The sequence below is a fragment of the Maridesulfovibrio pacificus (SeqCode) genome (genome assembly GCF_048612815.1).
Taxonomy (GTDB): domain Bacteria; phylum Desulfobacterota; class Desulfovibrionia; order Desulfovibrionales; family Desulfovibrionaceae; genus Maridesulfovibrio; species Maridesulfovibrio pacificus.
The window spans coordinates 1,127,806-1,153,837 of record NZ_JBLZNE010000001.1 but is presented as its reverse complement, the minus strand read 5'-3'; the positions used below and the strand labels follow the sequence as shown (position 1 = coordinate 1,153,837).

The following is a 26,032-nucleotide window of genomic DNA, read 5'->3' as shown; positions in this document are numbered from 1 at the left end:
ATCCCTGTTAATATTTTGTAACATTATGTTTGAGGTCATGTAACGAAATTTGGTATCCCGTTTTATGAGGCAGCACAAGGGCTGAGAAGGATTTCACAAAGTTATTTTTCAGCAGTTTCAAGGTGATAAATTTTGACCTTTGATTCTATTTGGTATAGTTGATGCGCCATGGCTAATCCAAAAGGTATACCCGAACCATTACGGCGGTGGCAGGAACACGGCAAAGGACGCGCAGGAGAAGTAGACCAGCGCGTTATCGATGCTATGCACCCTGCGGATGCTGCTGATCATATTGAAGAACTCGGTCTGGAAGAACAGGTCAAGTTCATTAAGCAGTTGCCTATCCGTGATGCAGCTGACTCCATTGCTGAGATGGAAAAATATGACCAGCGGGAACTTATTGAACGACTTAATGTCGGGATGGCCGCTCGTATCCTTGAAATAATGTCCCCGGATGACGCCACGGACATTCTAGAAGAACTTGATGACAATCTGCGGGAAACCCTTTTGCGTCAGATCAAAGCTGAAGACAGGGAAGAAATTTCAACCCTGCTGACCTTTGATCCTGATACTGCCGGTGGTGTTATGACTACCGAAGTAGCCATCGTCCGCGACAATATGACCGTTGATCAGGCTATCGCGGAAATACGCAAGGAAGCGGAAGATAAGAGTATTCCTTATTACGCATACGTTGTCGGTCGCCGCAACCAGCTGGTTGGTGTTGTTTCCATGCGCGACCTGCTCATTTCACGTGCAGGTAAGATGCTTACCGAATTAACCAGCAACCAGCACCTTATTTCCGTTAACTATAATGTGGATAAAGAGGAAGTAGCCCGACTTATCGCACACTATAACTTCGGGGCTATGCCTGTTACCGATTTTGATCACCGCTTTCTCGGGGTTGTCACTGTTGATGATGTCATTGACATTATTAATGAAGAAGCCAGTGAAGATATGCAGTCAATGGTTGGTGCGGGTACTGACGAAACTGTTGATTCCCCTTGGGGATATTCAGTTAAGAAGCGTCTGCCTTGGCTTGTTATCAACGTTGCCAACTCCGCAGTTTCCGCATGGGTGGTTCATTTATTTGAAGGAAATATTGCCAAGATGGCAATGCTGGCCGTACTTATGCCCATTGTTGCCAACCAGGCAGGTAATACCGGACAGCAGGCTCTGGCAGTTATGATCCGCCAATTTGCTACTGAAAAATTTGACCGCAAAAAATCATGGGAAGCGGTTTTACGCGAATTCAAGATCGGTCTTGCCAATGGAATTTGTATCGCATTGTTGGTGCTGGGTGCCGTGTTTATGCTGACAAGCAATTACACTCTGGCAATGGTTATGGCCGGAGCACTATTTATCGATATGGTTTTAGGCGCAGTGGTTGGCGGTGCAATCCCGATTATTCTTAAAGAGTTCGGACGTGACCCAGCGCAGGCTTCTTCGATATTTCTTACTACCATTACGGATAGTTTCGGATTTTTATCACTACTTGGACTTGCCGGATTGTTCCTGCTTTAGATGTTATTTTAGATATTGTAATTAGTTGCCCCATTTGAGTAAACACATACTCAGATGGGGCTATTTTTTTGTTTCAACTGAATAAAATTACGACATTTTTTCTATTGAATGCTGCCGGGGGAAAAGGTACCGTCGTAAAAATCAATCACTGCAATCTGTGTTTAAACGCAAGGCAGATAATCCGGGAATTTTCCGGCCTGTTCGGACTGTATGTCCGGCATATAAGAGGTAGATATGAAAAGAATCAAAAAACTTATCAATCATATTATATCGAGGGTGAATGTTAACCTTCGTCCAATGGGACTTGATGTTGAACAGGTGGTCAAATCCACTATTGATTATGGAAAGTTGACAGAGGCTTACGCTTATTACGCTCTGTCCATTGACCATCCAATTTACTTCCGGTTCCGGGAAAGCAACCTTGGCGGATCATATTTCCTCGGCAAATGCGATGTGGACCGTTCGATTGTCCTCAGAAGTGATATACGTGGGGATGAATTGAAGACAGCGGGGACTAAAGTTAGTTTTGGCGGGGTCACCACAGAGTTGTATCGCGATGAAGTCATTATGGTTGTAAACAGCTTTCTTTTTAAAACCCTTGTTCATAACCATTCCCGTAACCCTGAGATTCCTGAACTCTTCCGTATCCAAAACACTGTTTCCATGCACTATGCAAATATTCACGGCACCACCACTGAAGGTGCCTATCTTGGAGCATTTGCAACAGCCGACCTTTCTGAATTGCATAACTGCATACTTGGCAACTATTGTTATGTTCAGGCTGGAGACCTTTCCAAAGTCTGCATTGATCCGGGCCGTATCTGGATTAAAGCCGACAACAAATACGAGTTTGACTACCGTTATCCGCAGGCTACTCTTGAAAGATATATTTCATGGGATCAGGACGGAGAGCTTGTTGGCTTATTTGCTGATTTTCTTAAAGGTCGTAGAAGTGATTTCCTGCCTGTATATGATTCACTTGCAAAGACCTTCCCGGTTTGGGTTCCTGAAAACGCCTTTGTGAGCCGCTATGCTGTTGTCAAAGGAGACTGTGTGATAGGTGGAAACTGTCTCGTGGCTCAGAGGGCGTATATTGAAAATTCTGTACTCGGCACCGGCTCCAATGCACAGGAAAACAGTTTTATTGTGGATTCCCGCTTTGCCGGACTGGTTGTTGTTGCCCACGGCGGTAAACTTGTTCATTCAAATATCGGAGAGAAGGTCTTTATCGGCTTCAACTCCTTCCTGCACGGAACTAAAGAGAATCAGGTTTCCATAGGTGCTGGTTCAATCGTTATGCCGCATACAATTATCCACGCCTCCGAACCAATTGATATCCCGGATGAAACCATTGTCTGGGGATATGTGACCAAGCAAAGTGACCTTGAAACACAGTCCATGTCATTGGATGCTTTCTCCAAAGGTAAAGCATTCAATATTGGCGATATGTCATTTTATGGAGATGGAGCTGCTTTTATCCGAGATTTCCAAAACCGTATTGAACATATTTTGGTAGAAAACGGTGCCCGTTATGATGGTAATTCCGAGAGCAGGGGACATGCCCAGAGAACTCAGTATGTCTCCTATAATTTGTTTCAGCCTTACCTGAGCGGTGAGAAGCAGGGGATGTTCCCGACCATTATTGTTGATGATGATTAATATGATGCGTTAACGTATTTATATAAAGGATTTCGCTTCTAGCGGCCAAAGGAAGGAATCCCCTTTGGAATCCTTAATAAGATTTCACTTTTCTGAATTGTGAAAGTCTTTGAATAAAAAAAAGGCCCGCAGTCAAAATGACTGCGGGCCTTTTATATTCGGCAAACTTCGAACTAAACGAGCTGACCCATGAGGGTCTCTTTAATTTCGTCGATGGTGCCTTCACCATTGAGTTCGATGTATTTGAAGCCAGCTTTAGGAGCCAGATCTTTATAGAAGTATGCAGCTGCAACAGTACCGGTTTTGTCATCGTAGTAGATGTCGTGGCGTTTGTTGATTGCATCTTCGTCCTGGTCATCAGCGCGCTCGGAGAGAGCACCGCCGCATACGCGACATTTGTCTCCGTCGGGCTTGATAGCGTCGATGAACTTGTTGTTGGGGTGGTTAGGATCGTTTTCGCAGAGGCGACGGCCCATGATGCGGTTTTTAGCAACTTCGCGGGGCAGCAGGATTTCGATTACGAAGTCGAGCTTTACGCCATCTTTTTCGAGAGCTTCCCAGAGCTTTTCAGCCTGAACGATGGAGCGGGGGAAACCGTCGAGCAGCCAGCCGTTTTCATCGGAAGACTGGAGAACGTCGAGAACCATAGGAATGGTGATATCATCGGGAACGAGTTCACCTTTGTCGATGTACTCTTTAGCTTTCATGCCGAGTTCGGTACCGCCACCGATGTGCTTACGGAAAATTGCGCCGGATTCGATGTGATCGAGGTCGTATTTTTTCTTAGCGAGAGCGCCCTGAGTTCCTTTACCACTACCGTTGGGTCCAAAAATAAGAATATTCATCTGTTGTCCTCCTAAAGAATTAGTAACAAATTTCACAAAGTTCTAAACCTTGCTGTCGTCGCTGTCAATCCTCTAATTAACTTTGAATAAGAGTCCTGCTTTATTGACCTTAACAACCTTTTTTCCGGGAAATTGGAAGGTTGAACCGGATTTTTGGCCTAAAAAGCCCTGATCCAACAGTATAATCGAATCAAAGAGGGTATGGCCCGGTCCGAGGTCATCTAAAATTTTTTTATAAATACGCAACCTTAAGGCAGAATGGTATTTGTTCAAAATTGAACAAGGTAGCATTATGCCGCCGTCTTCAACTTCCTGAACATGCTTCACGGCTTCAACTAACTGTTCATCCCAAAATGCTTCATCCAACTCAGCCTGATTCTTCAGTCTGATTAATCCTGCCCCAAGGTTTGGGTTCTCATCATATAATAAAGGTATAATGTGGTTACGAACCCGGTTTCGGGTATAATCATCGCAAGTATTGCTTCCGTCTTCCCGCCACGGACAACCGATGGAGCGCAGGAAATCTTCTAGCGCTTCTTTATTAGTAGAGAGCAGGGGACGCAGCAGTTTTCTTTTTGGATCATAAGCATCCATTCCAGCGAGAGCAGGCCATCCCGTGCCCCGGATGAGTCGCATGACTACATCTTCAGATAAGTCGCCAATATGGTGTGCTAACAATAGAAAATCTGCTTCAAATTTCTTCAAGCACTGCTTGAAGAAATTATATCGGATAATCCGTCCGGCTTCTTCCAGCCCTATGGATTTTTGTTCAGCATAGCCCGCGACATCAGCCTCAATCGATTTAACCGGTACGTCTAGCTCGGCGCACAACTCTTCGACAAAAGCGTGGTCGCCGGGAGATTCCTTCCGCAATCCATGGTCAATATGGGCGCAAAAAACCCTGCCCCCCGATTTACGGGCGAGCAGGGTAGCGATAATCAATAAGGCTGTAGAATCGATGCCGCCGGACACGCCGACAAGCATGGATTTTGAGGCGAAGTCCTCGCCGGATTTAAGTTTGCCAAATTTTTCAATATCTAAGCAGAGCTTTGCGAGCTTGGGACTTAGTTCCTGAATTTTTTTTGGCAACGAGTTCATAATTTAAATCGGCGAAGCCTTACTAAAAGATTTTAAGCCGCCGGCAGCATCTTCTACAAATGCACACCCAGATCCATAATGAATTTATCCATGTAATCAAGCATATGATTCCGCTGTTCAGGGGTAGCGTAAGCTACACATTCGCAACGGATCTTATTCGAAGCCCGGACAAGCAATTCGATTTTCATGCTGTTCTCCATTACCTCAAGAGCCATGAAGTAAGGTCCACATTCACCGATATGTTCTTTCTGGACATCCTGCAGAAGTTCTTCGGGAATGGGCAGGTAGAAAATATCATCGATAGGCCCTGAAAATCCTACTTCCTTGAGGGCATCGACAGTTTTAGCCAGATCTTCTTCATAAATATCTTCAAGAAGGTAATTTCTCATGAACCTATCCTTTAGTTATCAAAATTATTTTTTTTCTTTCGTCCGCAATGAGCGTCCGCAGGAATTGTTTCATTATCCAGATTGAACATGCGTCGCGCAAGATCAACAAACTCATCAGCCTTGCCTTCTTCTTCCGTGCGGCGCTTAAGGAAAGCTACAGGCTCATGGAGAAGTTTTTTACCGATGGACATGGCCATAGTCTCAAGAGCCTTGTGAGTCTTGGCATCCACATCGCCGAGTCGCTTGAGAGTCTTCGCAAGCTCCTGCTGAGCAACGCTTTCGCTGCGGTTGAAAAGGTCCACAATGGTTGGCTGCAGGTCGAGTGAATTAATCCAGTTACCAAAAGAAAGAGTCTCGAACTCTACGATGGAGTTGGCTTTGATCGCTTCATCTTCACGCTGTGATTTGTTCTCCTCAACAACGTCTTTAAGATCATCAATATCGTAAAGATAGACGTTGTCCAGACCGTTGACATCAGGGTCAATGTCGCGGGGAACAGCAATATCGATAAAGAACATCGGGCGATACTTGCGTTTCTTGATAACCTTCTTCATCTCTTTGGCAGAGATGACCGCATGCGGTGCTCCTGTGGAACTGATAATGATATCGGTCTCCACGAGATGGTCATAAAGATTATCAAAGGAAACCGCGCTTCCCCCCATACATTTGGCCAGATCTTCGGCGCGTGAATAGGTTCGGTTGGCGATGGAAATTTGCTCTACACCGCTGTTCAGGAGATGAGTAGCGGCAAGTTCTGCCATTTCTCCGGCTCCGATAAGCATGGCCCGTTGACCTTCCAGTTCACCGAAAATCTTCTTGGCAAGTTCAACCGCTGCATAGCTGATGGAAACCGCGCTGGAGGCAATGGAAGTCTCCGTACGGACTCTTTTCGCTACAAAAAAAGATTTGTGCAGCATGCGGTTGATGATGACCCTTGCAGCTCCGGCTTCAACGGCTTTGCGATAAGAATCTTTGAGCTGGCCCAGAATTTGAGGCTCACCTACAATCATTGAATCAAGGCTGCATGCCACCCGGAACAGGTGTTTCACGGCATTCAACCCGTCATGACAGTAAGTGTTGGGTTCAAGTTCACTAACAGAACCGCAGCATCTTTTTGCCCAATATTCAAGGATATTGGTCTGGGTGATTTCCGGAGCACAGGCAACAAGGATTTCAACCCTGTTGCAGGTGGATAAGGCCATTACTTCGCGCACACCAAGTTCAAGCAGTCCGGTTTCGAACTCCTCTACGTTGGTCAGGGCGTAACGCTCACGCACATCCACTCCGGCGGAGCGGTGGTTGAGGCCGATAAGGTAAATATTATGGTCCATATCAGACTTTAAAGCTATGGTGAGTGGGCACAAAAAAGTTGATGCCCCACAAGGAAATCATGGTGATAACAAAAACGATAATCACCAGAATGGCCGGTTTTTTGCCTCTCCAGCCCACCATAATGCGCTGATGAAAGACGAAGGCAAAAAGAAACCAGACTACTAAAGTAACGATCTCTTTGGGATCCCAGGAAAACATTTTGGTGAACGCTGCCCGTGCCCAGAGGAAACCGGAAGCAAGACTCAAAGTGTAAAGGGGAAACCCGATGATAATCGACCAATGGTTTACATTGTCGAAAGTATTAAGCGAAGGCATTTCCTTTTCCATTCCGGTCAGGTTTGCCTTGGTTTTGATTTTGTTGTTCAGGTAGATAAAAGCGACCCCGGCCCCGGCAGCCATGGCCATGAGCGCGATGCTGACGAAGATAGTCCCGATGTGTAGACCGATGAAAAGTCCGGCCAGATGTGCAGGAAGGGTGACTTTCAGGCTTTGGGAAGCAAGGGAAACAATAAAAAGTAGCAGTGCCAGCGGAGAGGCTGTAAGCGCGAAAAAGGTAGAGCGCAGTTTCCACCACAGTCCGAAATAGACGAGGATACAACTCCAGCCCAGCAGACTGAAATAAAAGTACCCGCCGCTTAAAACCGTTTCTCTGTAAAGAGTAACCGCCAGAAGCAGGTCGAGGGTGTGCAGGGCGAAACCGCCGACAGCGGAAAGGTTGCCCAGTTTTCCCAATACCTTATTATTCTTGAGACTTCCGATGAAAAAGCAAACAGTGCCCGTAAGGTAAAGGGCTATAGTCACGTACTGGAATAATTCAAATAAGGTCATCAATTAACTCCGGTATACGGGGAACAAGTTCTTGGGGCAGGGTACGGGTTAGAATTTCCTTCACCCGTTCCATGTCTCCAGCCTCCAGCTCATCTAAAATCGGAGAAGCTACAAGCTGCCTGAACAAAGCGGTGTTGTGGCTTGTTTCCTTGCCGAGGTCAAGGACCAGCGGCCTTATTCTTCCCATTAAAGTAATAAAGGCTGCATAGTGCGGTCCGAAAATATTCTGTAATTCACGGCGAATTCTCTTGGTGAACGCCGGGGTGCATCCCCCGGAAGATACCGCCAATGTTAAATCTCCCTGCCTGATCACCGAGGGCACAATAAAGTTGCTTCCTTCTGGAAAGTCGGCGATATTGCAGAGAATATTTTTTTCAGCACAAAGTTCAGCCATGCGAAGATTAAGCTTGCTGTTGTTGGTGCAGGCAAAGGCGATGAATACATCGTCCAGATCATGGTCACAGAAAGGGCGCTGTTCAAAAATCACCCGTTGATCACGGATGATTTCAAGCATCTCCGGTCCAGCTTCCGCTGTATCGAGAACCGTCACCTGTTCAGGGTCGCATTCAAGTATGGACTTGAGCTTGCGTACTCCCACAGAGCCGGCTCCGACCAGCAAACACTTGCGGTTTTTCACTTTAAGAAAAATAGGGTAGTAAGTCATAGAAGTCCTGCATATCAAATGAGTAGGTGCATTGTAAAATGACAAAGTGCTGTTAAAAAGATATAATTCAAAAAATCAAACCCTTGCAAGGATACGGATATTTAATGAAACGGGCTCTGATTATACAATTGACAAGGTTTGGCGATCTGGTCCAGACCAAGCGTCTTGTGCTTACGTTGCAACGGCGTGAATTTAAAGTTCATCTTTGTTTGGACCGATCTCTCGAAAAGTTGGCGCGGATTATCTATCCGGACTGCGAAATCCATCCGCTGATAGCTCATGGCAGCGGGATAGACGGGCAGGGTATAGATACAGTACTTCCGGTCAACTACGAAGTCTTCAAACAATTATCTGAGATAGATTTTACCGAAATATACAACCTGAATTTCTCAGCCATGAATTATGCCCTTTCATCTATGTTTGATCCCAAAAAAGTCAGAGGTCATAAAAGGGTGAAGGGTCAGGCCATGAAAGATCCGTGGTTTGAGTTAGGGTTTCGTTTGGCCACGGAGCGGCGTAACAATATAAATCTGGTTGATTATTGGGCCGCACTCAGTCCGGATATGCTTCCGGCTAATGAGATAAACCCTATCGCCGCACCCGGCGGTAAAGGAATCGGAGTAGTGCTGGCCGGACGGGAAAGCAGACGTTCCCTTCCTTATGATGTTCTGGCTCCGTTGGTTATGTCTGTACGGTCAAAGATTAAGAATAAAGATATTTTTTTACTCGGTAGTAAAGCTGAGCGCGATGCGGGAAGGAAATTAATTTCAAAATTTCCTGCTGCGGTTGCACAGAGTACGGTTAATCTTGCCGGTGAGACTGATTGGAAGGGACTGGTTGATGCTGTTACCGATCTGGATATGGTCATTACACCGGATACCGGAACCATGCATCTCGCGGCCCATTTAGGTGTTCCGGTGCTGGGATTTTTCCTTTCCTCGGCTTGGTGTACTGAGACCGGCCCTTACGGGGAGGGACATACAATACTTCAAGCAAACACGGATTGTTCTCCCTGCATGGAATCCCAGCCCTGTTATAATGATTTAAAATGTCTCGTTCCGTTCGAGGATCCCTTAACCGCGCGCTACCTTGCAACACGCAAACCGGAACATTTACCTGCGGGCATTTCCGTATTTGAATCCGGTTGCGATTTTCTGGGCACTGAATTTACTTTGAAAGCCGGTAATGACCCTAGTGGAGAACGCAGGCAAAGACTGCGTAAATTCATAGGTTGCCATCTGGGAGTGCTTGATATCGGCGAACATGGCCCGTTTCCTGATCTGGCAGAAAAATTTTATAAAGATAAAGACTGGATAACAGCTTAAATATAAAGGTAAAGTCATGGATAATAATAAGGTGCTGAGAATTCTGGTTGTTCTTCCTCTCTATGGCGGATCGTTACCCGTGGGCAGATTCTGTGTTTCTGCATTGGAAAAGATGGGGCATTTGGTTGAGACTTTTGAAGCTCCCGATTTTTACGGGGCTTATAACGCTATTGATGAGTTGAAAGTCACTTCGGACAGACACCAGTATCTCCGAAACAGCTACTTGAATATGCTTTCACAAGCTGTTTTGGCAAAAGTTGAAACTTTTGAGCCGGACATGGTTCTGGCCATGGCGCAAGCTCCGCTGACCCATCAGGCTTTGAAAAGATTGCGTAAGGATAATGTGAAAACTGCCATGTGGTTTGTGGAAGATTTCCGTTTATTCACATACTGGCAATCTTTTGCACCTTTCTATGATGTTTTTGCCGTTATCCAGAAAGAACTTTTTTTTAATGAATTAAAGCAAATCGGGGTGGAGAATGTCCTCTATCTGCCTTTGGCTGCCCATCCTGATTTTCATAAACCTGAGAAGCTTAATTCGATTGATACCCGCAAATACGGCGGCGATGTGTCTTTTATGGGGGCAGGGTACCCCAACAGACGTTTGGCTTTCCGCAAATTGATTCACCACGGCCTAAAGATATGGGGAAGTGAATGGGACGGAGACCATGTGCTTGAACCCTATGTTCAACTCGATGGTAGACGTGTTTCATCAGATGAATGTGTAAAAATTTTTAACGGAACCAAGATCAACCTTAACCTGCATTCTTCCATTAATGCCGATGAACTGGTCAGTGGGGGTGACTTTATTAACCCTCGCACTTTCGAGCTGGCAGCTTGTGGAGCGTTTCAGCTTGTAGATAAGCGCACTCTCATGCCTGAAGCTTTTGATGAAGGAGAATTGGCCCATTTTGAAAGCCTTGAGGATCTTGATCGTAAGATCGGACATTTTCTTGCCCATCCTGAAGAAAGGGAAAGTTATGTAGAAAAGGCCCGTGCAAGAGTTCTTAAAGATCATACTTACGAAGTTAGAATGCATTCTTTAATTGATTTTACTGCAGAAAGATTTGATGACTGGCCTGTGGAAAGAAAAACAGAAGCACTATTTAATGATGATTTTCCCGAAGAACTAAAAAAAGATATAGTGAAGCTGATAGATAAGCTCGGGTTACCAACTAATGTTGAATTTGATGATTTAGTAACAGCCATTCGTTCGCAACAGGGACAGTTGAGCTCGTTAGATACGGCTATTCTGTTTTTGGATGAGTGGAAGAAAATATACAACAGATAATTTTTTTGAACTTCTTGTTTATTTCTGCTACTTAGACAGTAACTACTACTAGATTAGCTACAAACTGAATATGATAATATTTATTATACGGTAGAAATATATGAGTGATTTATTTTCAGGAAAAGGCTTTAACGGTAATATAAAAATTACTCAAAATGAATTTTTGAAACTCAGAGATATAATCTATGAGCTTTCCGGTATTTATTTACAGGATAACAGGCGCTTTCTTGTTGAAAATAGATTTGCTCCTCGGCTTTCGGAATTAAAACTAAAGAGTTATTCAGCTTATATTGAATATTTAAAGAATCATCCTAAAGGGAAGTCTGAAGAGCTGCATATGCTCACTGAACTGATAACCACCAATGAAACCAGTTTTTTTAGAGACAACCCGCAGCTGAAGGTTTTTCGCAATTATACTCTTAAAGAATTAATTGATGCAGGAAACAAAACAGGACGTCGCGAAATTAGAATATGGTCAGCAGGCTGTTCTTCCGGAGAAGAACCTTATACCTTGGCAATTATTCTGCATGAAGCTTTAAAGGATGATATTCGAAAGTGGCGAATTCGTATAACCGCCAATGATATTTCAACAAATGTTTTAAAAATGGCAGAGAAGGGCCTTTATACAAAATATGCACTGCGCACGACTCCAGCCCATGTGATAGCCAATTACTTTATCGAAAAAGAAAATGATATTTATCAAATAAAACCAGAAGTTAAGCGCTTAATTAAGTTTGGAAAAATTAATTTAAATCAAAGCCACTCATTGAAGCTGGTGCCCAAATCACATATTGTTTTCTGCCGCAATGTGATCATTTATTTCGATAAGGAGATGAAAAGGAAAGTTCTCAGCGCTTTTCATAATAATTTGCTTGATAACGGTCACTTGTATGTGGGACACTCAGAATCATTACATATTGTGAATGACATGTTCAAACCCAGGCAGCACGCCGGAACTATTACGTATCATAAAATTTGAATCTGCCAATCAAGATTTACGAGGTGAGATATGCAGACAGTGAGCATTGAAGACGTCCAGCCGGGTATGGTGTTAGCAGCAGACCTGATGCAGGGAGGAAGAATGCTATTACCTTCCGGGTCTGTCCTCACGAACAAGAATATTTCTGTTTTCAAAAATCAGGGAATTGCAGAACTTAAGATCGTGGGATCAGATGTAGCCGAGCCTGATGAAGATAGCATTGACAAAGCATTCATCTATGCTCGCGATTATTTTATGTTCATTAATCATGATGATCCAGTCGTGATGCAGCTTTTTGATGTTGCGGTTTATAAAACCGCTATCCGAATTATGGAAGGTTGGCGTCTTCCTACCGCAGATGAGCAGCACGTGACCGCTCTTGATGACATGCGGGATTTGTTCTTCCGTGATGAAGGAACAATAGAAGATATTGTCGAAGCTGAGATAAAGGTTGCTTCATTTCCTGATATTTTCTTCAAAGTTAAAGAAGTGGTTGAAGATTCCAATAGTACAGCTCAGCAGGTTGCAGAAGTTGTAGGTCTTGATGTTGGTCTTTCAACTCAATTATTAAAGCTGGTTAACAGCCCTCTTTACGGTTTTCCATCTGAAATTAATAATCTTGTCCGGGCCGTTGCCTTAATCGGCGGAAAGGAACTTTGCACTCTGGCGCTTGGGCTTTCTACCATCGGGTATTTCAAAGATATTCCACCTGAGCTCATCGACATGCGTTCATTCTGGATGCATTCATTGACCTGCGGAGTTTTTTGTAAGGTCATAGCAGAAAAAGTTGACGGTGTTGTCCCGGAAATGATGTTTACTGCCGGACTCCTGCATGATGTAGGCAGGCTGATCCTCTTTAAAAAGATGCCTTACAGTGCAGTGCAGACGATGCTTTTCGCCCGCGAGAACTTTATTCCACTGATTGAAGCTGAAGACATGGTTCTTGGCTTTAACCACACTGAAGTAGCACGCTGTATGCTTGAAAAATGGAATTTCCCTCCTACCTTAACTGAAATTATCAGTTCACATCACGCTCCTAGTAAAAGTGAAACAACAAAAGAGGCGGGAATTCTTCAGGTAGCAGACAACCTTGCCCTAGCAGTGGGAATTGCTGATGGAGGTATGTATGTTCTTCCCGGAGTGGATGATGAGATATGGGAAATGTTAGGGATTGACGCTGAAATCTTGAAGGAAATCGTCGAAAATTACGATTATCAGATTCAAGAATTATTCAGTAACTTCTTTAGTTAGCATCTTTTTAGATGAACAGCAGTCAGCGTCCGGACAGGGGAGTTCTATGCTCACGGTAGTACCTTTACCCGCACCCTCACTCTCAATATTCAATTTTCCTTGATGTTCAAAAATTATTTTTTTAACCCGCGCAAGTCCCATACCAACCCCTTTGGCCTTTGTGGAAAAGAAAGGGTCCAGCACATGGTTTAATACATGCGGGTCAATGCCCATTCCATGATCAATTATCTTAATTAGGATTGTCTGTTGTATTCTTTCAATTTCTATTCTGACATCAGTTATTTTTTCAGGAGTAAAATTACTGGCATTAAGGAGTAGCTCAACAACAGCGGTTTCAAACAATTTTTTGCCGACAGTAATATTTTCTACGGAACAATTAAGCTTCATCTCAATACGTTCACCAATTCGGTCTAGTATTAAATTAGCTTGATGTAATGCTTCTTTAAATAATTTTACGGCATTAACTTCTGAAGGATATGGCTTGGGAATATTAGAGTAAGTTTTAACGGCTGCCACCAAGCCTTCAAGTTTCATAGCCTCTTCTGCGATTATTTTCAGCTCACGCTGCAAAGGATCTTCCAGAGGTAATTTCCGTGAAATAAGGTTGGTCATTCCGCCGATAACAGTCGTCGGATTAAGCACCTGATGTGCAACCGCCTGCGAAAGAGAATCCAAACCCTCAATTCTTTCGTTTTGCAATTCAGCATTACGGGAAAGAATTTTCCGTTCCCGCTCTTCAGCATTATATATTTCCGTTATATCTTCAAAAAGAAAGACCAGCCCTACCACATCGTTATTTTCGGTAAGGTATGAGGATGTTATGGATAATTTTTTTGGGCATTCCCTATCTTTGTTCTTGAAGGGAACTATATGCTTAAGACCAGTTCTTTGTTCATTTATGACATCCAGAATGACCTGATTAAATTCGAAATTTGAGGTGGCATCGGTAATAAAAAGTTCTCCCCAACCGAAGCCAAGATGTTTTTTCATATCCAAATTTAAAATAGAGCAGGCGGCTGAATTCAAAAAAATAATCTTTCCTACTGGGGAAATGACCATTATTCCAACATCAAGGCTCTCAATAATATTTTCAACAATTATGGAATTAAAGGAGGGCATATTTGTGTCCTTACAGTTTTGTCTTCCATCATACACCCCCACAAGATCACAAGCAACAAAATAGCTTTATATTACTGACAAAACACTATCTGCGACAATAATGAAAAAGGCTGAATAATACGCATTTCAATTTACGCATTATTTCAGCCAGTTAATATTTTAGCTGTAATTTAATTAGCAATCTCAGCTATTCAGATCCTTATGTTATTTTCCCCATTTCTTGGGTTCAGGCCGTTTTCGTTGTCTACGCGGTCGGCGCTGGCCTTTTAACCATGCGTTAAGGCGCGGCTCTTCTCCTTGATCCTTGGGATCATAGAACATACGATCCGCAATTTCCGGCGGTAAATATTCCTGCTCAACATAAGAATTTGGATAAGAATGCGGATAGAGGTAGTTGCGACCATAGCCCCATTCTTTTTGCAGATTGGTTGTTGCATTGCGCAGATGCAGCGGCACTGGCAGCATACCGTTCTGGCGGATTTCCTGTTTAACGGTATGGTAGGCAGCGTAAGTGCTGTTACTTTTAGGCGCAAGAGCCAGATAAACAACCGCCTCGGAAAGTGGGATAAAACCTTCCGGCATGCCGATAAATTCAACGGCCTGCTGACATGATACAGCCATGGTCATGGCATGCGGGTCAGCCAGACCTATATCTTCACCAGCGGAAATAATCAGCCTGCGGGTGATAAATTTCGGATCTTCACCGCTCTCAATCAGACAGCCCAAATAATAAAGTGCCGCATCTGGATCACTACCGCGAATGGATTTAATCAGTGCCGAGGCCAGTTCATAATGGGAATCGCCGTCCCTATCGCCGCGAATAACGGTCTCGGGTAGGATTTTTCTCAAATTTTCAGCTTCACGTTTCTCAGCAGGAAGTTGCGAAGTATATTCAAGCAAATTGAGCAAACTACGACCGTCACCACCAGCCATAGATGTGATCAGGTTTAAACTGTCTTCGCTGAGTTCAATTTCGAGCTCTTCGCAGGCCCGGTTACAAATTGCCAGCAAATCCGTTTTACCTAATGATCTAAGGCGTAGAACGTGTAATCTGGAGAGCAACTGCCGGGTTACGCTAAAAGACGGGTTTTCGGTAGTTGTTGCCAGCAGGGTAATCTCGCCTGATTCAAGAATAGGCAGAAAGAAGTCCTGCTGTGCCTTGGAGAAGCGATGCAGTTCGTCAAGGATAAGAATATCCATACCGGCCAGCTGCTTACGCAAAGCAGCAATACCCGATTCGGGAGCACTGATGCGCATGAAATGGCGACCGGTAGATTTTGCCAGCAGCATTGCAAGAGTGGATTTACCACAACCCGGAGGGCCGAAAAGTAAAAGACTGGGAAGTCTCTTAGACCGTTCGAAAGCTTCGACCCGTTCGCGGATATGGTTTTGCCCGAAAAATTCGTCAATCTTTTTGGGCCGGATACGGTCAGCCAAAGGCTGATTGTCTGTGAGTTCTAATTTCATGAGTTGCCTCCGGCGGCCCTTATTTCTGTCTTTCTAAGTATGCAGTGCCCATGCAGAGCAGGGCGGCTGTTTCCCAGCGCAGGATTGAGCTGCCGAGACTGACGGGTTTGAATCCGTTATCTATGAGCAACTCGGCTTCACGCGGGCTGAAACCGCCTTCCGGGCCAATCACGGCCAGAGTGGATTCAGCAGCAAAAACGGAATTATCCGGCACCGTATCGTTATCCGCTTTCTCATACAAGAAAAGTTTATTGTCGTAGGACGAGGAAGATTCGATGAGCTTTTCAATTGATCCGGGCACGGTCTGAAGTTCGGGTAACCATGCATTACCGCACTGTTTGGCAGCAGCTACAAGCTTTTCATTCCAGCTTTCTTTTATCTCGGCAGGAACTTTGCCCTGACTGAATTCACTTTGATAAAAAATAAGTCCGCGTGTTTGCAATTCAACTGATTTTTCTAAAATCCAATTACGCCGGCTTGATTTATTCCAGCCGATGGCGAGGGTGATATTGCGCGAATCTGCAATTGAGGTTTCTTCTTTCAGCTCAAGCTGAACTTTGCTCTTGGTAATCCCGGTAACTGTGAACAGGCCGTCTCGCCCGCAGCCGTCAAAGAGACGCACGGTATCACCAACTCGGGTGCGCAGTACCTTGCCAAGATGTTTTGCTTCACTGCCTTGAAGTATAAAAGGGACGTCCCAATCTTCTGGAGGTAAGTAGAATGAATTAAGTCTTGCCATAGCGTTATGATATTTTAAGTCCCCAAAAAAGAAAATCCCCATGAAGGGGGGAGTTACGTGCAGCATATCAAAACAAGGCCTCCGGCAAGACTGCCGGAGGCCTATTATATACTAAGATTCCAGCCTAAGCAGGTCTTCGTAAGATTCCCTTCTGCGGGCCATGATGACGTCATCGCCGTCAACGATGATTTCAGCCGCGCGCAGGCGGGAGTTATAGTTGGAGGACATGGTAAAACCGTACGCACCGACAGAAAATACTGCGATAAGTTCACCCTGTTTCATTTCAGGCAACATGCGGTCTTTAGCGAGAAAATCGCCGGACTCGCAGATGGGGCCCACAACGTCGTAATCGATTTCAGGACGGTTGTTCTGGGTAACCTCAGAAATGCGATGGTAGGACTGATACAGGGAAGGGCGTACCAAGTCGTTCATAGCAGCATCAACAATGAGGAAATCCTTGGTAGGAGTTTTCTTGGTGTAGATGACTTCACCTACGAGAATACCTGCGTTACCGGCAATTACGCGACCGGGTTCAAGTATTACTTTAAGTCCTTTATCGGCCAGAGCCTTACTCAGTGCTTCACCGAATTCTTTAGGATGAGGCGGTTCTTCTTCATCGTAAGTGATACCCAGTCCGCCGCCGAGGTCGAGGTGTTCAATCTCAATACCAATTGCGCCAAGCTCGTCACGGAATGCAAGCAGCTTGTCGAGTGCTTCGAGGAACGGCTCGATGGTGGTCAGCTGGGAACCGATGTGGCAGTCCATGCCGATGGGGGATACGTTGGAAAGATCTTTTGCAGTCTTGTAGGCTTCCTTGGCAGTTTCCATATCCAGACCGAATTTGTTCTTTTTCATCCCGGTTGAAATGTAGGGATGGGTCTTAGGATCAACGTCCGGGTTAATGCGGAAGCTGATACGTGCGGTCTTATTCATGGATTCGGCAACTTCATTGATGCGGTGCATCTCGCCAACGGATTCAACGTTGAACATGAGGATGTCGGCCTTAAGGGCTTCGGCGATTTCGTATGCTTTTTTACCTACGCCGGAAAATACGATTTTGTTGGCAGGAACACCCGCTTTAAGAGCGCGGTAAAGTTCGCCGCCGGAGACAATGTCCATACCCGCGCCCATTTCAGCCAGAAGCTTAAGTACGCTCAGGTTGGAGTTTGCCTTTACTGAGTAGCAGGTCATGTGATCGAGTCCGGTGAATGCGGAATCGAAAGCTTCAAAATGTCTACGCAGGGTGGCTGCGGAGTAAATATAGAGCGGGGTACCGTACTCTTTGGCAAGTTCGGTGATGCTGATATTTTCAGCATGCAATTCATTATTTTTAATTTCAAAATGATGCATTGTGGAAGGACTCCATTATAAAGATTAGGGTGCAGCTGTGTATACGTCGGAAATTACTACTCCAAGTGCGTCGTAGACATTGCGTCCAACAACTCTCCAACGATAGCTTTTAGCGGGATCAAGTCCACATTCGCTGAATACGAAAGTAGAGCCGTCAAATTGAATACCTTCGGAACCGGGGGTAAAATCTTTCCTGATAGCCGGGAAGAAAGGACATGTCGGACAGCCTTCGCCCGGACCGGAACCATCGGCTTGAAATTGAAGGCTCAAATTGTCCACATTTTTATATGCTCCGTCAACCTTTACTACTACTTTAAGGCATTCACCAACGCGACGGCCTTCAACGGAAGCAAAAGTATACAGATCTTCACTTTGCTGCGGAGCAGGCCACATCTTAACTCCGCACCCGGCGGTTGCCAGAAGCATGAGAGCGAGGACGGCCAGCAGCAGTTGTTTTTTGAGGATATGAAATTTCATTAATTTTCTCCCAGTGATTTTTTCCACTGATTCAGAAGGGTAAGTGCTTCTATTGGTGAAAGTCCGTTTACATCAAGATTGCGCAGCTCTTTGATAAGTGCATGATCTTCAGGCGGAGCTTCATTCTTTTCATTACCGGTGCAGATCATTCCCGGTAGGATTGATTGCACGGACGGAGCCTGATGTGCAGGCTGACCATCCATATCCTGCGATTTTTCTTCAAGATTCGCAAGGATTTCCCTCGCCCTGACTACTACAGGTTTGGGCACCCCTGCAAGCTTGGCCACTTCGATACCGTAGCTTTTATCTGCCGGACCGGGAACCAGTCTGCGCAGGAAAAGAATATCGCCTTTCCATTCGCGTACTGCAATATTGAAGTTACGTAAGCCATCAATCACACCTTCGAGGGATGTCAGCTCATGGTAGTGGGTAGCAAAAAGGGTACGTATGCCGCCTCTTGCACGCTTGGAAAGCTCTTCCACCACTGCCCATGCCAGCGCAAGGCCGTCAAAGGTTGATGTGCCGCGTCCGATTTCATCGAGGATGACCAGACTGCGTTTGGATGCCTGACGCAGGATACGGGCTGTCTCCATCATTTCAACCATGAAGGTCGACTGTCCCTGCGCGAGGTTATCAGATGCCCCAACACGCGAAAATACACGATCCATCAGTCCGATACGTCCACTGGTTGCCGGGATATAGGAACCGATCTGGGCCATGATTCCCATAAGAGCCACCTGGCGGAGTACTGTAGATTTACCGGCCATGTTCGGTCCGGTAATAAGCAGAATCCGCCGCTTTTCATCAATGGTCAGGCTGTTGGGGATGTAGTTTGCAGCACCTTGAACGGCTTCAACAACCGGATGACGGCCTTCTTCAATGACCACTTCCATACCGGGATGGATTTCCGGGCAGGACCAGCGGTTGGCCCGTGCTGCTTCAGCAAGACCCTGCCAGAAGTCGATGGCGGCAATAGCATCAGCCATGAAAACAAAGCGGCTACGGTTTCCGGCAACATTTTCGCGTATCTTCTGAAATAAATTATATTCCAGCGTCTTACGTTTATCAGAAGCTGAAATTATTTTTTCTTCCATCTCCTTCAAGTCCGGGGTGATGTAGCGCTCGCTGTTTACGAGAGTCTGACGGCGTTCAAAATAATCAGGAATCTGACCCTTGAAGGCTTTTGAAATTTCAAAGTAGTAACCGAAAACCTTATTGAATCCCAACTTGAGTTTGGGCAGGTCGTTGGCATTCTTTTCTTTTTCCAGCAGTTCGGCAAGGGTGGACTCTCCATGCTCGGTCAGCTGGATAAGTTCGTCCAGTTCCTCGTTGAATCCTGTTTTGAAAAGCCCGCCTTCAGTGATGACCGGGGGAGGGGAGTCAACAAGGGCATGCTCCAGAAGCTCGGCTACATCGGTCATGGAATCCCATTTATTAACAATGGTCTTCAGAGCCGGAGTAACCTGATTATCTTCATCAGCCCCGGATACGGCTTCATGCAAAAGAAAATGAATAGGAGGCAAAGTTTTCAAACTCTGACGCAGACTGATGAAATCTTTGGGAGTTGCGCGACCAAGCACCACACGGGTGGAAAGACGCTCAAGGTCGTACACTGTATCAAGCAGCTCACGCACCTTGGCTCGCAAAGAATCATCATCGTGGAAAAATGTAACCGCACGCTGATTCTGCTCAATGGGAGAAATTTCCCGCCAAGGCTGCTTCAAGCGTACCGCAAGAAGACGTCCGCCCATGGGGGTAATGGTCTTATCCAGAACACTAAGCAGCGTGCCTTTACCTTTCTTACCATCTAATCTTTTGAACAGCTCAAGGTTTCGTTCAGTGACCTCGTCCAGGATCATGAATTTGGTCAGATTCAAAGGCTTGAATTCACCGAGATGATCAAAATCCTGCAACTGGGTCTGGCGCAGGTAAGAAATAAGTGCTCCGCACGCTTGAGTCAGCTGGGGCTTATCTTCAAGGTCCAGCGAATCAAGGTCAGCAACATTCTGTGCTTCAAGTATGTTATCTTTGGCAGACTTATAATTAAAGTATCCGGCAGAGGGAGCAGGGGCGATGCGGGCATCAATATCACCATATTGGCCGGGGATGGTTTTGCCCTGCGGAAGAATCAATTCACGGGGATTGATCTTCATTGCCCATTGCCAGAGGTCGTTCTCACTTTTGCTCTGAATACCGCTCCATTGCCCGGTGGAAAAATCCATCCAAGCCAAACCGCCTACGGACTTAGCTTCATCCCAGAGCAGAGCTGCAAGGTAGTTACTGTCCTTAGCAGAAAGAGTATCGTCTTCAACCACGGTGCCGGGTGTATAAACTCTTGTAACTCCACGTTTTACCAATCCTTTGGTTTGTCTAGGATCTTCAAGCTGGTCACAAAGCGCAACGGTATAGCCTTTTTCAATCAGTTGTGAAAGATAGGCCCGTGAAGCATGGTGCGGAACTCCGCACATGGGGATTTTTTCCTCAGAATTGGGATTACGGCAGGTCAAAGCGATCTGCAGTTCGCGGGCTGCTATTTCAGCGTCCTCGAAGAAAAGTTCGTAAAAGTCTCCCATACGGAAAAACAGCAGTGAATCAGGGTGTTCAGCCTTGATCTGCATGTATTGCTCGAACATGGGAGTGAGTTTCTTTTTGCTCACAATAATATATCTGGGGCTTACTGGTTCAGTTCTTTACGGAACGAAATTGAATGCCAACTCCGGCATCTCGGGCAATTGAAAAATATTCTATCCCGCTTGAGGCCGCAACTGGAGCAGGTGAATCTTTGCACTTTTCGCGCAATATTAACGAAAAAATCCAGTTGGCTTTTAAAAGATGATGTCAGCTCCTGCTGATCCTGAGCAATGTTAAAAAGTTCCAGCCGTGCCAACCAGAAATTCTGGTTGAGCATAAGGGTCTTTTCAAGCCAGACCCCGGCTTCTTCCTGTTTTCCGCAAAGCTGCAGGAGTCTGGCCCCGTAGTAGTGCATGATTACATCCGGGTCAGACTTGGAAATTTCTTCAACCATCACTTCATAAAATGGATAGTTGCGGTCATTGTCCTGATCTTTACTGTTAATGGGGGTATCCCCGAAAACAAGAGAATCTGCGAGTAGACCTTCTATGAGGACAAATTGCAAGTGCTTGGGAACCTGCGCAAGTGCAGAATTGAATTTCTTCTTAAATTTGTCCAGCGAGCCTTCCTGTTTTAATCTGGTAAGCACCAGTAACCATGACTCAACTGAACTTGGGGAAATTTTAAGAGCTTTTTTCAGGGTACGCCGGGCAAGGGCATCTTCGCCCTCAGATGTATAATCTTCAGCCAATCGGGCAAGGTAGTGCGCTTCCTGTACAGGCTGGTTCAGCATGGAATAGAATTCTGCCGCTTTTTCAAATTCCCTGCCTCCTGCGGCCAGTTCGGCCAGTTCGGTCAGGATTTCAGGGGAATCACCTGCAATTTCACGGGCTTTTTCAAAAGCGTTAATCGCACGGTCCAAAAAACCGCCGCGACTGAAGTCACGCCCCAGCTCATAGAGGGCGCGTGCTTTGATAGCCGGGGCGAGACCGGGCCGGACAATCAGGCTGTTCCTGATTTGAGCGGCACGTTCAATCTCACCTTGAGAACGGTAGAGGTTACCAAGGGCAAGGTAGATTTCTACAGCTTCCGGAGTATCCTTCACAACCTTGCTGAGTTCATCAATAGCTGCACGGGTGTCGGCAAGCCCGGACTTACCTTTTCCGGCTCCAGACAAATATGACGGCGCCCGATTATCGGACGCCGTCATTTTTTTCTTTTTAAATACGCTTAAAAAGGACACGTATACTCCGTAATTATGCGCTTACTTATTCAGCAGGCTTCTCTTCGCTAGCTTCAGCGGAGGGATAGTTCCCCTCATCGAGGGGGAGGTTGCGGAGAGAGTTAACTTCCTGCTCAAGGTTAGCCATTCTGGTGCGACAAGTGCGAAGCTGTCCGGAAAGACGAATCTTATCAGCCATGAAGTAGAGCAGGCAAAGAACGGAACCTGCAGCAAAAGCAATCAGGATCAACAGGTAGTACGGAAGAGGCTGGCTCATGAACTTGTAGTTGAACAGTTCGATGGACAGAGTTACTTCCTTAGAAAGTTCGGGGGTATTCTGAATGAAAAATACCATGGAAAGGAAAAAGAGAACTACCAGAGCCAAAACCTTCAAGTAACGCATGAAACCCTCCTTAGTGTTACTTAACGACAGCAGCTGTCAAATAACGGCTTGAGCCTTTTATAAGTTGAAGACAAATGGTCGGGGATAACATTAGTTTCTCCGAACACTGCCATAAACGATGCGTCCCCGTTCCAACGGGGCACCAATTGAAAATGGAGATGGGCGGCGATCCCAGCTCCGGCTGCTTCCCCTATATTCAGTCCGACATTTATCCCCTGAGGGTTGCATGCCTTTTCTAGAATATCGCAGCTTATGGTTATATATTTCATGATCTCTGAAGCTTCCGCTTCTTCAAGATCAGTGAGTTTACTGACATGACGGTAAGGCGTAACCATCAGGTGACAGTTATTATAAGGAAATTTATTCATGATCACAAAGCAGTGCTCAGCTCTGTGCAGAATTAATCTTTCCTCATCTTCGTCGGTGTTTTCCGGGATGCAGAAAACACATTCGTCCGGCTTTGGACCAAGAATATAGTCCATTCGCCACGGTGCCCATAATACGTCCATCTGTAAAACAACCTTTGCAAGACCTTTACATAGCAGTGAAGATCTTGTCCGCGTGTCCTGCTTAAATAAAAGCAAAGACTGTTAGCATTGTCTTTTATCAAACAATATTAATTTCCAGTAATTAAATACCAGCTAATTATCAACAATAAATATGAAAAAAAGAGCCTAAACGCGAAAAAAACATTAACAAACGGCTTTTTCTACCAGTCTATCGAAAAAGTCCGCATGTTCTACACGTGTTGCAGACCAAGGGCAAGGGAAACAAAAAGTTTAAGCATTGATATACTATATAAATTGTCATTTACTGACATTATACGCCTTTTGTGTTTCCTAATTTCTTAATCTTATCCTTTAAGAACTGGAGCTGTTCATCCCTTCCTTTCAACTTTCCATCAAGGCAGGCCAGCTTAACCTGATTAAGAAATTCTGAATATAAAGGGCCAGGCTCAAGGCCTAAATCTTTTAAATCCTCGCCTGTTACATCAATTGTTTTCATTCTTAAGCTGGTCAAATACTGCGATATATACTTCTTGATCATCTCCCGTTTAGTACGGGCCATGATGAAAAGAACCCCTTCAAGAGGAACAGGACTGAGTGTTTCATATATTTCACTGGGTTTCATCTCCTGCTTGATATTCATGATGTTTCCGGCTGCCCAGAAAACAGTATCACGAAGATGAATAAATTCCCGGCGCTCACTGAGCGAAAAGCTGAACCGATCATAAATCTGTTCCATCTTGGCTTTGGAAATTCCCATACACATGCCTAGGAAATATGTTTTCCAAACTGAAAGGGGCGGTTCAAGATAGAGCAGGCTGTACCAGCTCAAAAGCCTTTCAAGCTCGGCGATTACTTGCGAACGTGCTGAATTGAGCACCATTAAAGGATGAATCGCCTCAAGTACGCCCAGCTCGTTCATTCGCTCAATACTGTGCAGGACATTTGCTTCATTTAATATAATTCGCATTTCGTGGGTCAGGCGATAACCGGAAAGCTTATTGATCAGATTCAGCTTGAGAGCATTTTTAATGAGGTTAAGAGTCTGCCCGCCTATTTTAAAATCAAAACGCTGCTCGAATCTGATGGCACGCATGATGCGGGTGGGGTCTTCAACAAAACTCAGGGCGTGCAGAACCCGAATGGTCTTGTCCTTAAGGTCTCGCTGAGAACCGAAAAAGTCGACCAGTTTGCCAAAATTGGATGGGTTGATGTGCACTGCAAGGGCATTAATTGTAAAATCGCGGCGGTACAGGTCCATTTTGATTGATGAAAGTTCCACAGTAGGCAAGGCTGCCGGATACTCATAATATTCAAGCCGTGCGGTCGCTACATCCACCCGCTGACCGTCCGGCAGGATAACCACTGCAGTCTTAAACTTGCGGTGATATTTAGCACGGCCATCCATTTTCTTGGCCAGTTTCTTGGCAAAAGCAATTCCGTCACCTTCAACAACCAGATCAAGATCAAGATTGCTTTTAGTCAACAGCACATCGCGCACAAATCCGCCGACAACGTACGCTTCGGTGCCGATTTCAGCAGCCATTTTCCCGGCAGTCTCAAGGATATCGAGAATCTTGTTAGGCAGACGGTTGCGCATGATATTGCGGATGTTGCGTTCCTGTTTTTTATCTGGAAACAGGGATTCAGGGATACGAGCCGGGTCTTGTACCAGCATATTGATCAGGTCGGTTCGGGTTACAACCGCTTCTACGCGGTCATTTTCGACAACCGGAACCAGCCGTTGCTTCTGCCCAAGAATAATTTCCATAACCCTGTGCATACCGGAGTCGATCTTGATGGATGAAAAGGGGTGCTGCATATAAATTTCAACATCCACATCACCAAGATTGTGGGATAACGCCTTATCCGCAGTCTTTTGTTCCAAAAGGCCGACAACGCGCATATTCTCCATACTGTCCACCACCGGAACACCCTTGAGGCTGTATTGAGTCATCCTTTCTACAGCCTTTGAGATTGTCATATCGCGGGGGATTGCCACCGGAGGCTTGGACATAATGGACTCCACGTTCAAACGAGGGGAGACCTTGGAGTAGAGCAGAGCGAAAAGTTCATCGCGCACTTCAGCCAATGTGCGGTCCTTGATAGTTGCCGATGCCGCGTAGACATGGCCTCCACCGCCGAAAGCAGTACAAATTGCTCCTACATCAATATCCGGGGTTCGTGACCGGGCAACCAGATGGATACGATCGTTCATTCGTCCCAGAGCGAAGAGGACCTTGATATTTTCAACGTCCATAAATTTATGAACCAACACTGAAAAATCGACCACATATTCTGCCGTGCTGATTTCAGAAATGACCACATCAAGATCATTAATTGTATGGGTAGTCGCGCCTTCAAGCAGCCGACCAAGCAGGGTAATCTGCTGCGCAGAAAGATCACGGTTGAGCAGATCGGTAATTACATCCAGTTCCATTCCGTTCTTGAGCAGCCACTTTCCGGCCTCAAAATCATGCTCAGTGGTGGAGTTAAAAGTAAATGAACCAGTGTCCTCATATAGGCCCAGCCCCATAATGGTTGCTTCTTCCTGATTTATTTCAATCCCGTGCTCCCGAATTTCATGAGAAAGAATTGCAACGCTTGATCCCCACGGCTTTTTGATTATTAATTCAGGATCAAGGTCGCATTCAGACTTCATGTGATGGTCGTAAATATGTATTTTCAGTCCCGGATTCTTGAGAATCGGATCAACATGAACAATTCTTTTACGCCGTGAGGTATCGACCACAACCAGAAGCTTGACTGAATTTTTGTCTATTTCCTTTAACTGCTTAAAATTAAAAAAATATGTTGCGCTTTCCATATAGAAATTACGCAAGTTTTTTTCCTGGCTTCCGGGAAAAACGAGAGTTGCTTCCGGGTAAAGCTTTCCGGCTGCAACAATAGCGGCTAAACAATCGAAATCCGCATTTACATGGCCGGTAATTATTGTTTCCGCTTTTATTAGGTTTTCATTTTTTGACATTCTTAAA

General features: G+C 45.3%; 22 protein-coding genes. 6 read left to right on the top strand and 16 right to left on the bottom strand.

Annotation, left to right across the window (positions count from 1 at the left end; translation table 11 throughout):
* Positions 1 to 168: 168 nt before the first annotated feature.
* Together mgtE and ACNI23_RS05535 are read left to right on the top strand one after the other, a co-directional pair.
* Complete coding sequence (gene mgtE / locus ACNI23_RS05540) at positions 169 to 1,521, top strand: magnesium transporter (RefSeq protein WP_420247214.1); 1,353 nt, start codon at positions 169 to 171, stop codon at positions 1,519 to 1,521.
* A 234-nt stretch (positions 1,522 to 1,755) separates the two neighbouring features.
* Complete coding sequence (locus ACNI23_RS05535) at positions 1,756 to 3,180, top strand: transferase (RefSeq protein WP_420247213.1); 1,425 nt, start codon at positions 1,756 to 1,758, stop codon at positions 3,178 to 3,180.
* A gap of 173 nt (positions 3,181 to 3,353) precedes the next feature.
* On the opposite strand, the gene ACNI23_RS05530 is transcribed toward ACNI23_RS05535, so the two are convergent.
* The 6 genes from ACNI23_RS05530 to ACNI23_RS05505 all read right to left on the bottom strand — a co-directional run bounded on the left by ACNI23_RS05530 (position 3,354) and on the right by ACNI23_RS05505 (position 8,336).
* Positions 3,354 to 4,025, bottom strand: coding sequence for an adenylate kinase (locus ACNI23_RS05530; protein WP_420247212.1), 672 nt, complete (start codon positions 4,023 to 4,025; stop codon positions 3,354 to 3,356).
* A gap of 72 nt (positions 4,026 to 4,097) precedes the next feature.
* Positions 4,098 to 5,123 (bottom strand): tRNA lysidine(34) synthetase TilS, encoded by a 1,026-nt coding sequence (gene tilS / locus ACNI23_RS05525; RefSeq protein WP_420247211.1) that lies wholly within the window; start codon positions 5,121 to 5,123, stop codon positions 4,098 to 4,100.
* Positions 5,124 to 5,176: 53 nt separating this feature from the next.
* Entirely contained in the window at positions 5,177 to 5,512 is a 336-nt protein-coding gene (locus tag ACNI23_RS05520) for a hypothetical protein (RefSeq protein WP_420247210.1), read from the bottom strand.
* A gap of 11 nt (positions 5,513 to 5,523) precedes the next feature.
* Positions 5,524 to 6,843 (bottom strand): glutamyl-tRNA reductase, encoded by a 1,320-nt coding sequence (gene hemA, locus ACNI23_RS05515; RefSeq protein WP_420247209.1) that lies wholly within the window; start codon positions 6,841 to 6,843, stop codon positions 5,524 to 5,526.
* Position 6,844: 1 nt separating this feature from the next.
* Positions 6,845 to 7,672 carry a cytochrome C assembly family protein gene (locus tag ACNI23_RS05510; protein WP_420247208.1) on the bottom strand — a complete coding sequence of 276 codons (828 nt, stop codon included), beginning with the start codon at positions 7,670 to 7,672 and terminating at the stop codon, positions 6,845 to 6,847.
* Positions 7,659 to 8,336, bottom strand: coding sequence for a precorrin-2 dehydrogenase/sirohydrochlorin ferrochelatase family protein (locus tag ACNI23_RS05505; protein ID WP_420247207.1), 678 nt, complete (start codon positions 8,334 to 8,336; stop codon positions 7,659 to 7,661). The genes ACNI23_RS05510 and ACNI23_RS05505 overlap by 14 nt, the downstream gene beginning before the upstream one ends.
* A 104-nt stretch (positions 8,337 to 8,440) precedes the next feature.
* On the opposite strand from ACNI23_RS05505, the gene ACNI23_RS05500 reads away from it, so the two are divergent.
* The 4 genes from ACNI23_RS05500 (at position 8,441) to ACNI23_RS05485 (ending at position 13,182) form a co-directional block, all read left to right on the top strand.
* On the top strand, positions 8,441 to 9,661 hold the full coding sequence (locus tag ACNI23_RS05500; protein ID WP_420247206.1) for a glycosyltransferase family 9 protein: 1,221 nt from the start codon (positions 8,441 to 8,443) through the stop codon (positions 9,659 to 9,661).
* A 16-nt stretch (positions 9,662 to 9,677) separates the two neighbouring features.
* Positions 9,678 to 10,952: a CgeB family protein gene (locus ACNI23_RS05495; protein ID WP_420247205.1), complete on the top strand. Its 1,275-nt coding sequence runs from the start codon at positions 9,678 to 9,680 to the stop codon at positions 10,950 to 10,952.
* Between the two features lie 100 nt (positions 10,953 to 11,052).
* Positions 11,053 to 11,931, top strand: a complete 879-nt coding sequence (locus ACNI23_RS05490) for a CheR family methyltransferase (protein ID WP_420247204.1) — start codon at positions 11,053 to 11,055, stop codon at positions 11,929 to 11,931.
* 30 nt (positions 11,932 to 11,961) lie between these two features.
* Complete coding sequence (locus ACNI23_RS05485; RefSeq protein WP_420247203.1) at positions 11,962 to 13,182, top strand: HDOD domain-containing protein; 1,221 nt, start codon at positions 11,962 to 11,964, stop codon at positions 13,180 to 13,182.
* Here ACNI23_RS05485 and ACNI23_RS05480 read toward each other — a convergent pair.
* From ACNI23_RS05480 to ACNI23_RS05435, 10 genes are all read right to left on the bottom strand, one after another.
* Positions 13,159 to 14,301 carry a sensor histidine kinase gene (locus ACNI23_RS05480; protein ID WP_420247202.1) on the bottom strand — a complete coding sequence of 381 codons (1,143 nt, stop codon included), beginning with the start codon at positions 14,299 to 14,301 and terminating at the stop codon, positions 13,159 to 13,161. The genes ACNI23_RS05485 and ACNI23_RS05480 overlap by 24 nt on opposite strands.
* Before the next feature lie 204 nt (positions 14,302 to 14,505).
* On the bottom strand, positions 14,506 to 15,768 hold the full coding sequence (locus ACNI23_RS05475; RefSeq protein WP_420247201.1) for a replication-associated recombination protein A: 1,263 nt from the start codon (positions 15,766 to 15,768) through the stop codon (positions 14,506 to 14,508).
* Between the two features lie 19 nt (positions 15,769 to 15,787).
* A complete protein-coding gene (locus tag ACNI23_RS05470; protein WP_420247200.1) occupies positions 15,788 to 16,573 on the bottom strand; it encodes a 16S rRNA (uracil(1498)-N(3))-methyltransferase in 786 nt (261 codons plus the stop codon).
* A gap of 45 nt (positions 16,574 to 16,618) precedes the next feature.
* Positions 16,619 to 17,857 (bottom strand): diaminopimelate decarboxylase, encoded by a 1,239-nt coding sequence (gene lysA, locus ACNI23_RS05465; RefSeq protein ID WP_420247199.1) that lies wholly within the window; start codon positions 17,855 to 17,857, stop codon positions 16,619 to 16,621.
* Positions 17,858 to 17,881: 24 nt separating this feature from the next.
* Positions 17,882 to 18,334 (bottom strand): hypothetical protein, encoded by a 453-nt coding sequence (locus tag ACNI23_RS05460; protein ID WP_420247198.1) that lies wholly within the window; start codon positions 18,332 to 18,334, stop codon positions 17,882 to 17,884.
* A complete protein-coding gene (mutS, locus tag ACNI23_RS05455) occupies positions 18,334 to 20,991 on the bottom strand; it encodes a DNA mismatch repair protein MutS (protein ID WP_420247197.1) in 2,658 nt (885 codons plus the stop codon). Before mutS ends, ACNI23_RS05460 begins: the two co-directional genes overlap by 1 nt.
* Before the next feature lie 17 nt (positions 20,992 to 21,008).
* Positions 21,009 to 22,082, bottom strand: coding sequence for a tetratricopeptide repeat protein (locus tag ACNI23_RS05450; RefSeq protein WP_420247196.1), 1,074 nt, complete (start codon positions 22,080 to 22,082; stop codon positions 21,009 to 21,011).
* Between the two features lie 91 nt (positions 22,083 to 22,173).
* Positions 22,174 to 22,530 (bottom strand): LapA family protein, encoded by a 357-nt coding sequence (locus tag ACNI23_RS05445; protein ID WP_015851832.1) that lies wholly within the window; start codon positions 22,528 to 22,530, stop codon positions 22,174 to 22,176.
* 20 nt (positions 22,531 to 22,550) lie between these two features.
* Positions 22,551 to 23,039 carry an HIT family protein gene (locus ACNI23_RS05440; protein WP_420247195.1) on the bottom strand — a complete coding sequence of 163 codons (489 nt, stop codon included), beginning with the start codon at positions 23,037 to 23,039 and terminating at the stop codon, positions 22,551 to 22,553.
* 310 nt (positions 23,040 to 23,349) lie between these two features.
* Positions 23,350 to 26,025, bottom strand: coding sequence for a CBS domain-containing protein (locus tag ACNI23_RS05435; protein ID WP_420247194.1), 2,676 nt, complete (start codon positions 26,023 to 26,025; stop codon positions 23,350 to 23,352).
* Between the last annotated feature and the right edge of the window lie 7 nt (positions 26,026 to 26,032).

Bases quoted from the DNA above. Each gene is read 5' to 3' on its own strand.
- mgtE (WP_420247214.1), top strand. From the start codon at position 169: ATGGCTAATCCAAAAGGTATACCCGAACCATTACGGCGGTGGCAGGAA.
- ACNI23_RS05535 (WP_420247213.1), top strand. From the start codon at position 1,756: ATGAAAAGAATCAAAAAACTTATCAATCATATTATATCGAGGGTGAAT.
- ACNI23_RS05530 (WP_420247212.1), bottom strand. From the start codon at position 4,025: ATGAATATTCTTATTTTTGGACCCAACGGTAGTGGTAAAGGAACTCAG.
- tilS (WP_420247211.1), bottom strand. From the start codon at position 5,123: ATGAACTCGTTGCCAAAAAAAATTCAGGAACTAAGTCCCAAGCTCGCA.
- ACNI23_RS05520 (WP_420247210.1), bottom strand. From the start codon at position 5,512: ATGAGAAATTACCTTCTTGAAGATATTTATGAAGAAGATCTGGCTAAA.
- hemA (WP_420247209.1), bottom strand. From the start codon at position 6,843: ATGGACCATAATATTTACCTTATCGGCCTCAACCACCGCTCCGCCGGA.
- ACNI23_RS05510 (WP_420247208.1), bottom strand. From the start codon at position 7,672: ATGACCTTATTTGAATTATTCCAGTACGTGACTATAGCCCTTTACCTT.
- ACNI23_RS05505 (WP_420247207.1), bottom strand. From the start codon at position 8,336: ATGACTTACTACCCTATTTTTCTTAAAGTGAAAAACCGCAAGTGTTTG.
- ACNI23_RS05500 (WP_420247206.1), top strand. From the start codon at position 8,441: ATGAAACGGGCTCTGATTATACAATTGACAAGGTTTGGCGATCTGGTC.
- ACNI23_RS05495 (WP_420247205.1), top strand. From the start codon at position 9,678: ATGGATAATAATAAGGTGCTGAGAATTCTGGTTGTTCTTCCTCTCTAT.
- ACNI23_RS05490 (WP_420247204.1), top strand. From the start codon at position 11,053: ATGAGTGATTTATTTTCAGGAAAAGGCTTTAACGGTAATATAAAAATT.
- ACNI23_RS05485 (WP_420247203.1), top strand. From the start codon at position 11,962: ATGCAGACAGTGAGCATTGAAGACGTCCAGCCGGGTATGGTGTTAGCA.
- ACNI23_RS05480 (WP_420247202.1), bottom strand. From the start codon at position 14,301: ATGCCCTCCTTTAATTCCATAATTGTTGAAAATATTATTGAGAGCCTT.
- ACNI23_RS05475 (WP_420247201.1), bottom strand. From the start codon at position 15,768: ATGAAATTAGAACTCACAGACAATCAGCCTTTGGCTGACCGTATCCGG.
- ACNI23_RS05470 (WP_420247200.1), bottom strand. From the start codon at position 16,573: ATGCTGCACGTAACTCCCCCCTTCATGGGGATTTTCTTTTTTGGGGAC.
- lysA (WP_420247199.1), bottom strand. From the start codon at position 17,857: ATGCATCATTTTGAAATTAAAAATAATGAATTGCATGCTGAAAATATC.
- ACNI23_RS05460 (WP_420247198.1), bottom strand. From the start codon at position 18,334: ATGAAATTTCATATCCTCAAAAAACAACTGCTGCTGGCCGTCCTCGCT.
- ACNI23_RS05445 (WP_015851832.1), bottom strand. From the start codon at position 22,530: ATGCGTTACTTGAAGGTTTTGGCTCTGGTAGTTCTCTTTTTCCTTTCC.
- ACNI23_RS05440 (WP_420247195.1), bottom strand. From the start codon at position 23,039: ATGGACGTATTATGGGCACCGTGGCGAATGGACTATATTCTTGGTCCA.
- ACNI23_RS05435 (WP_420247194.1), bottom strand. From the start codon at position 26,025: ATGTCAAAAAATGAAAACCTAATAAAAGCGGAAACAATAATTACCGGC.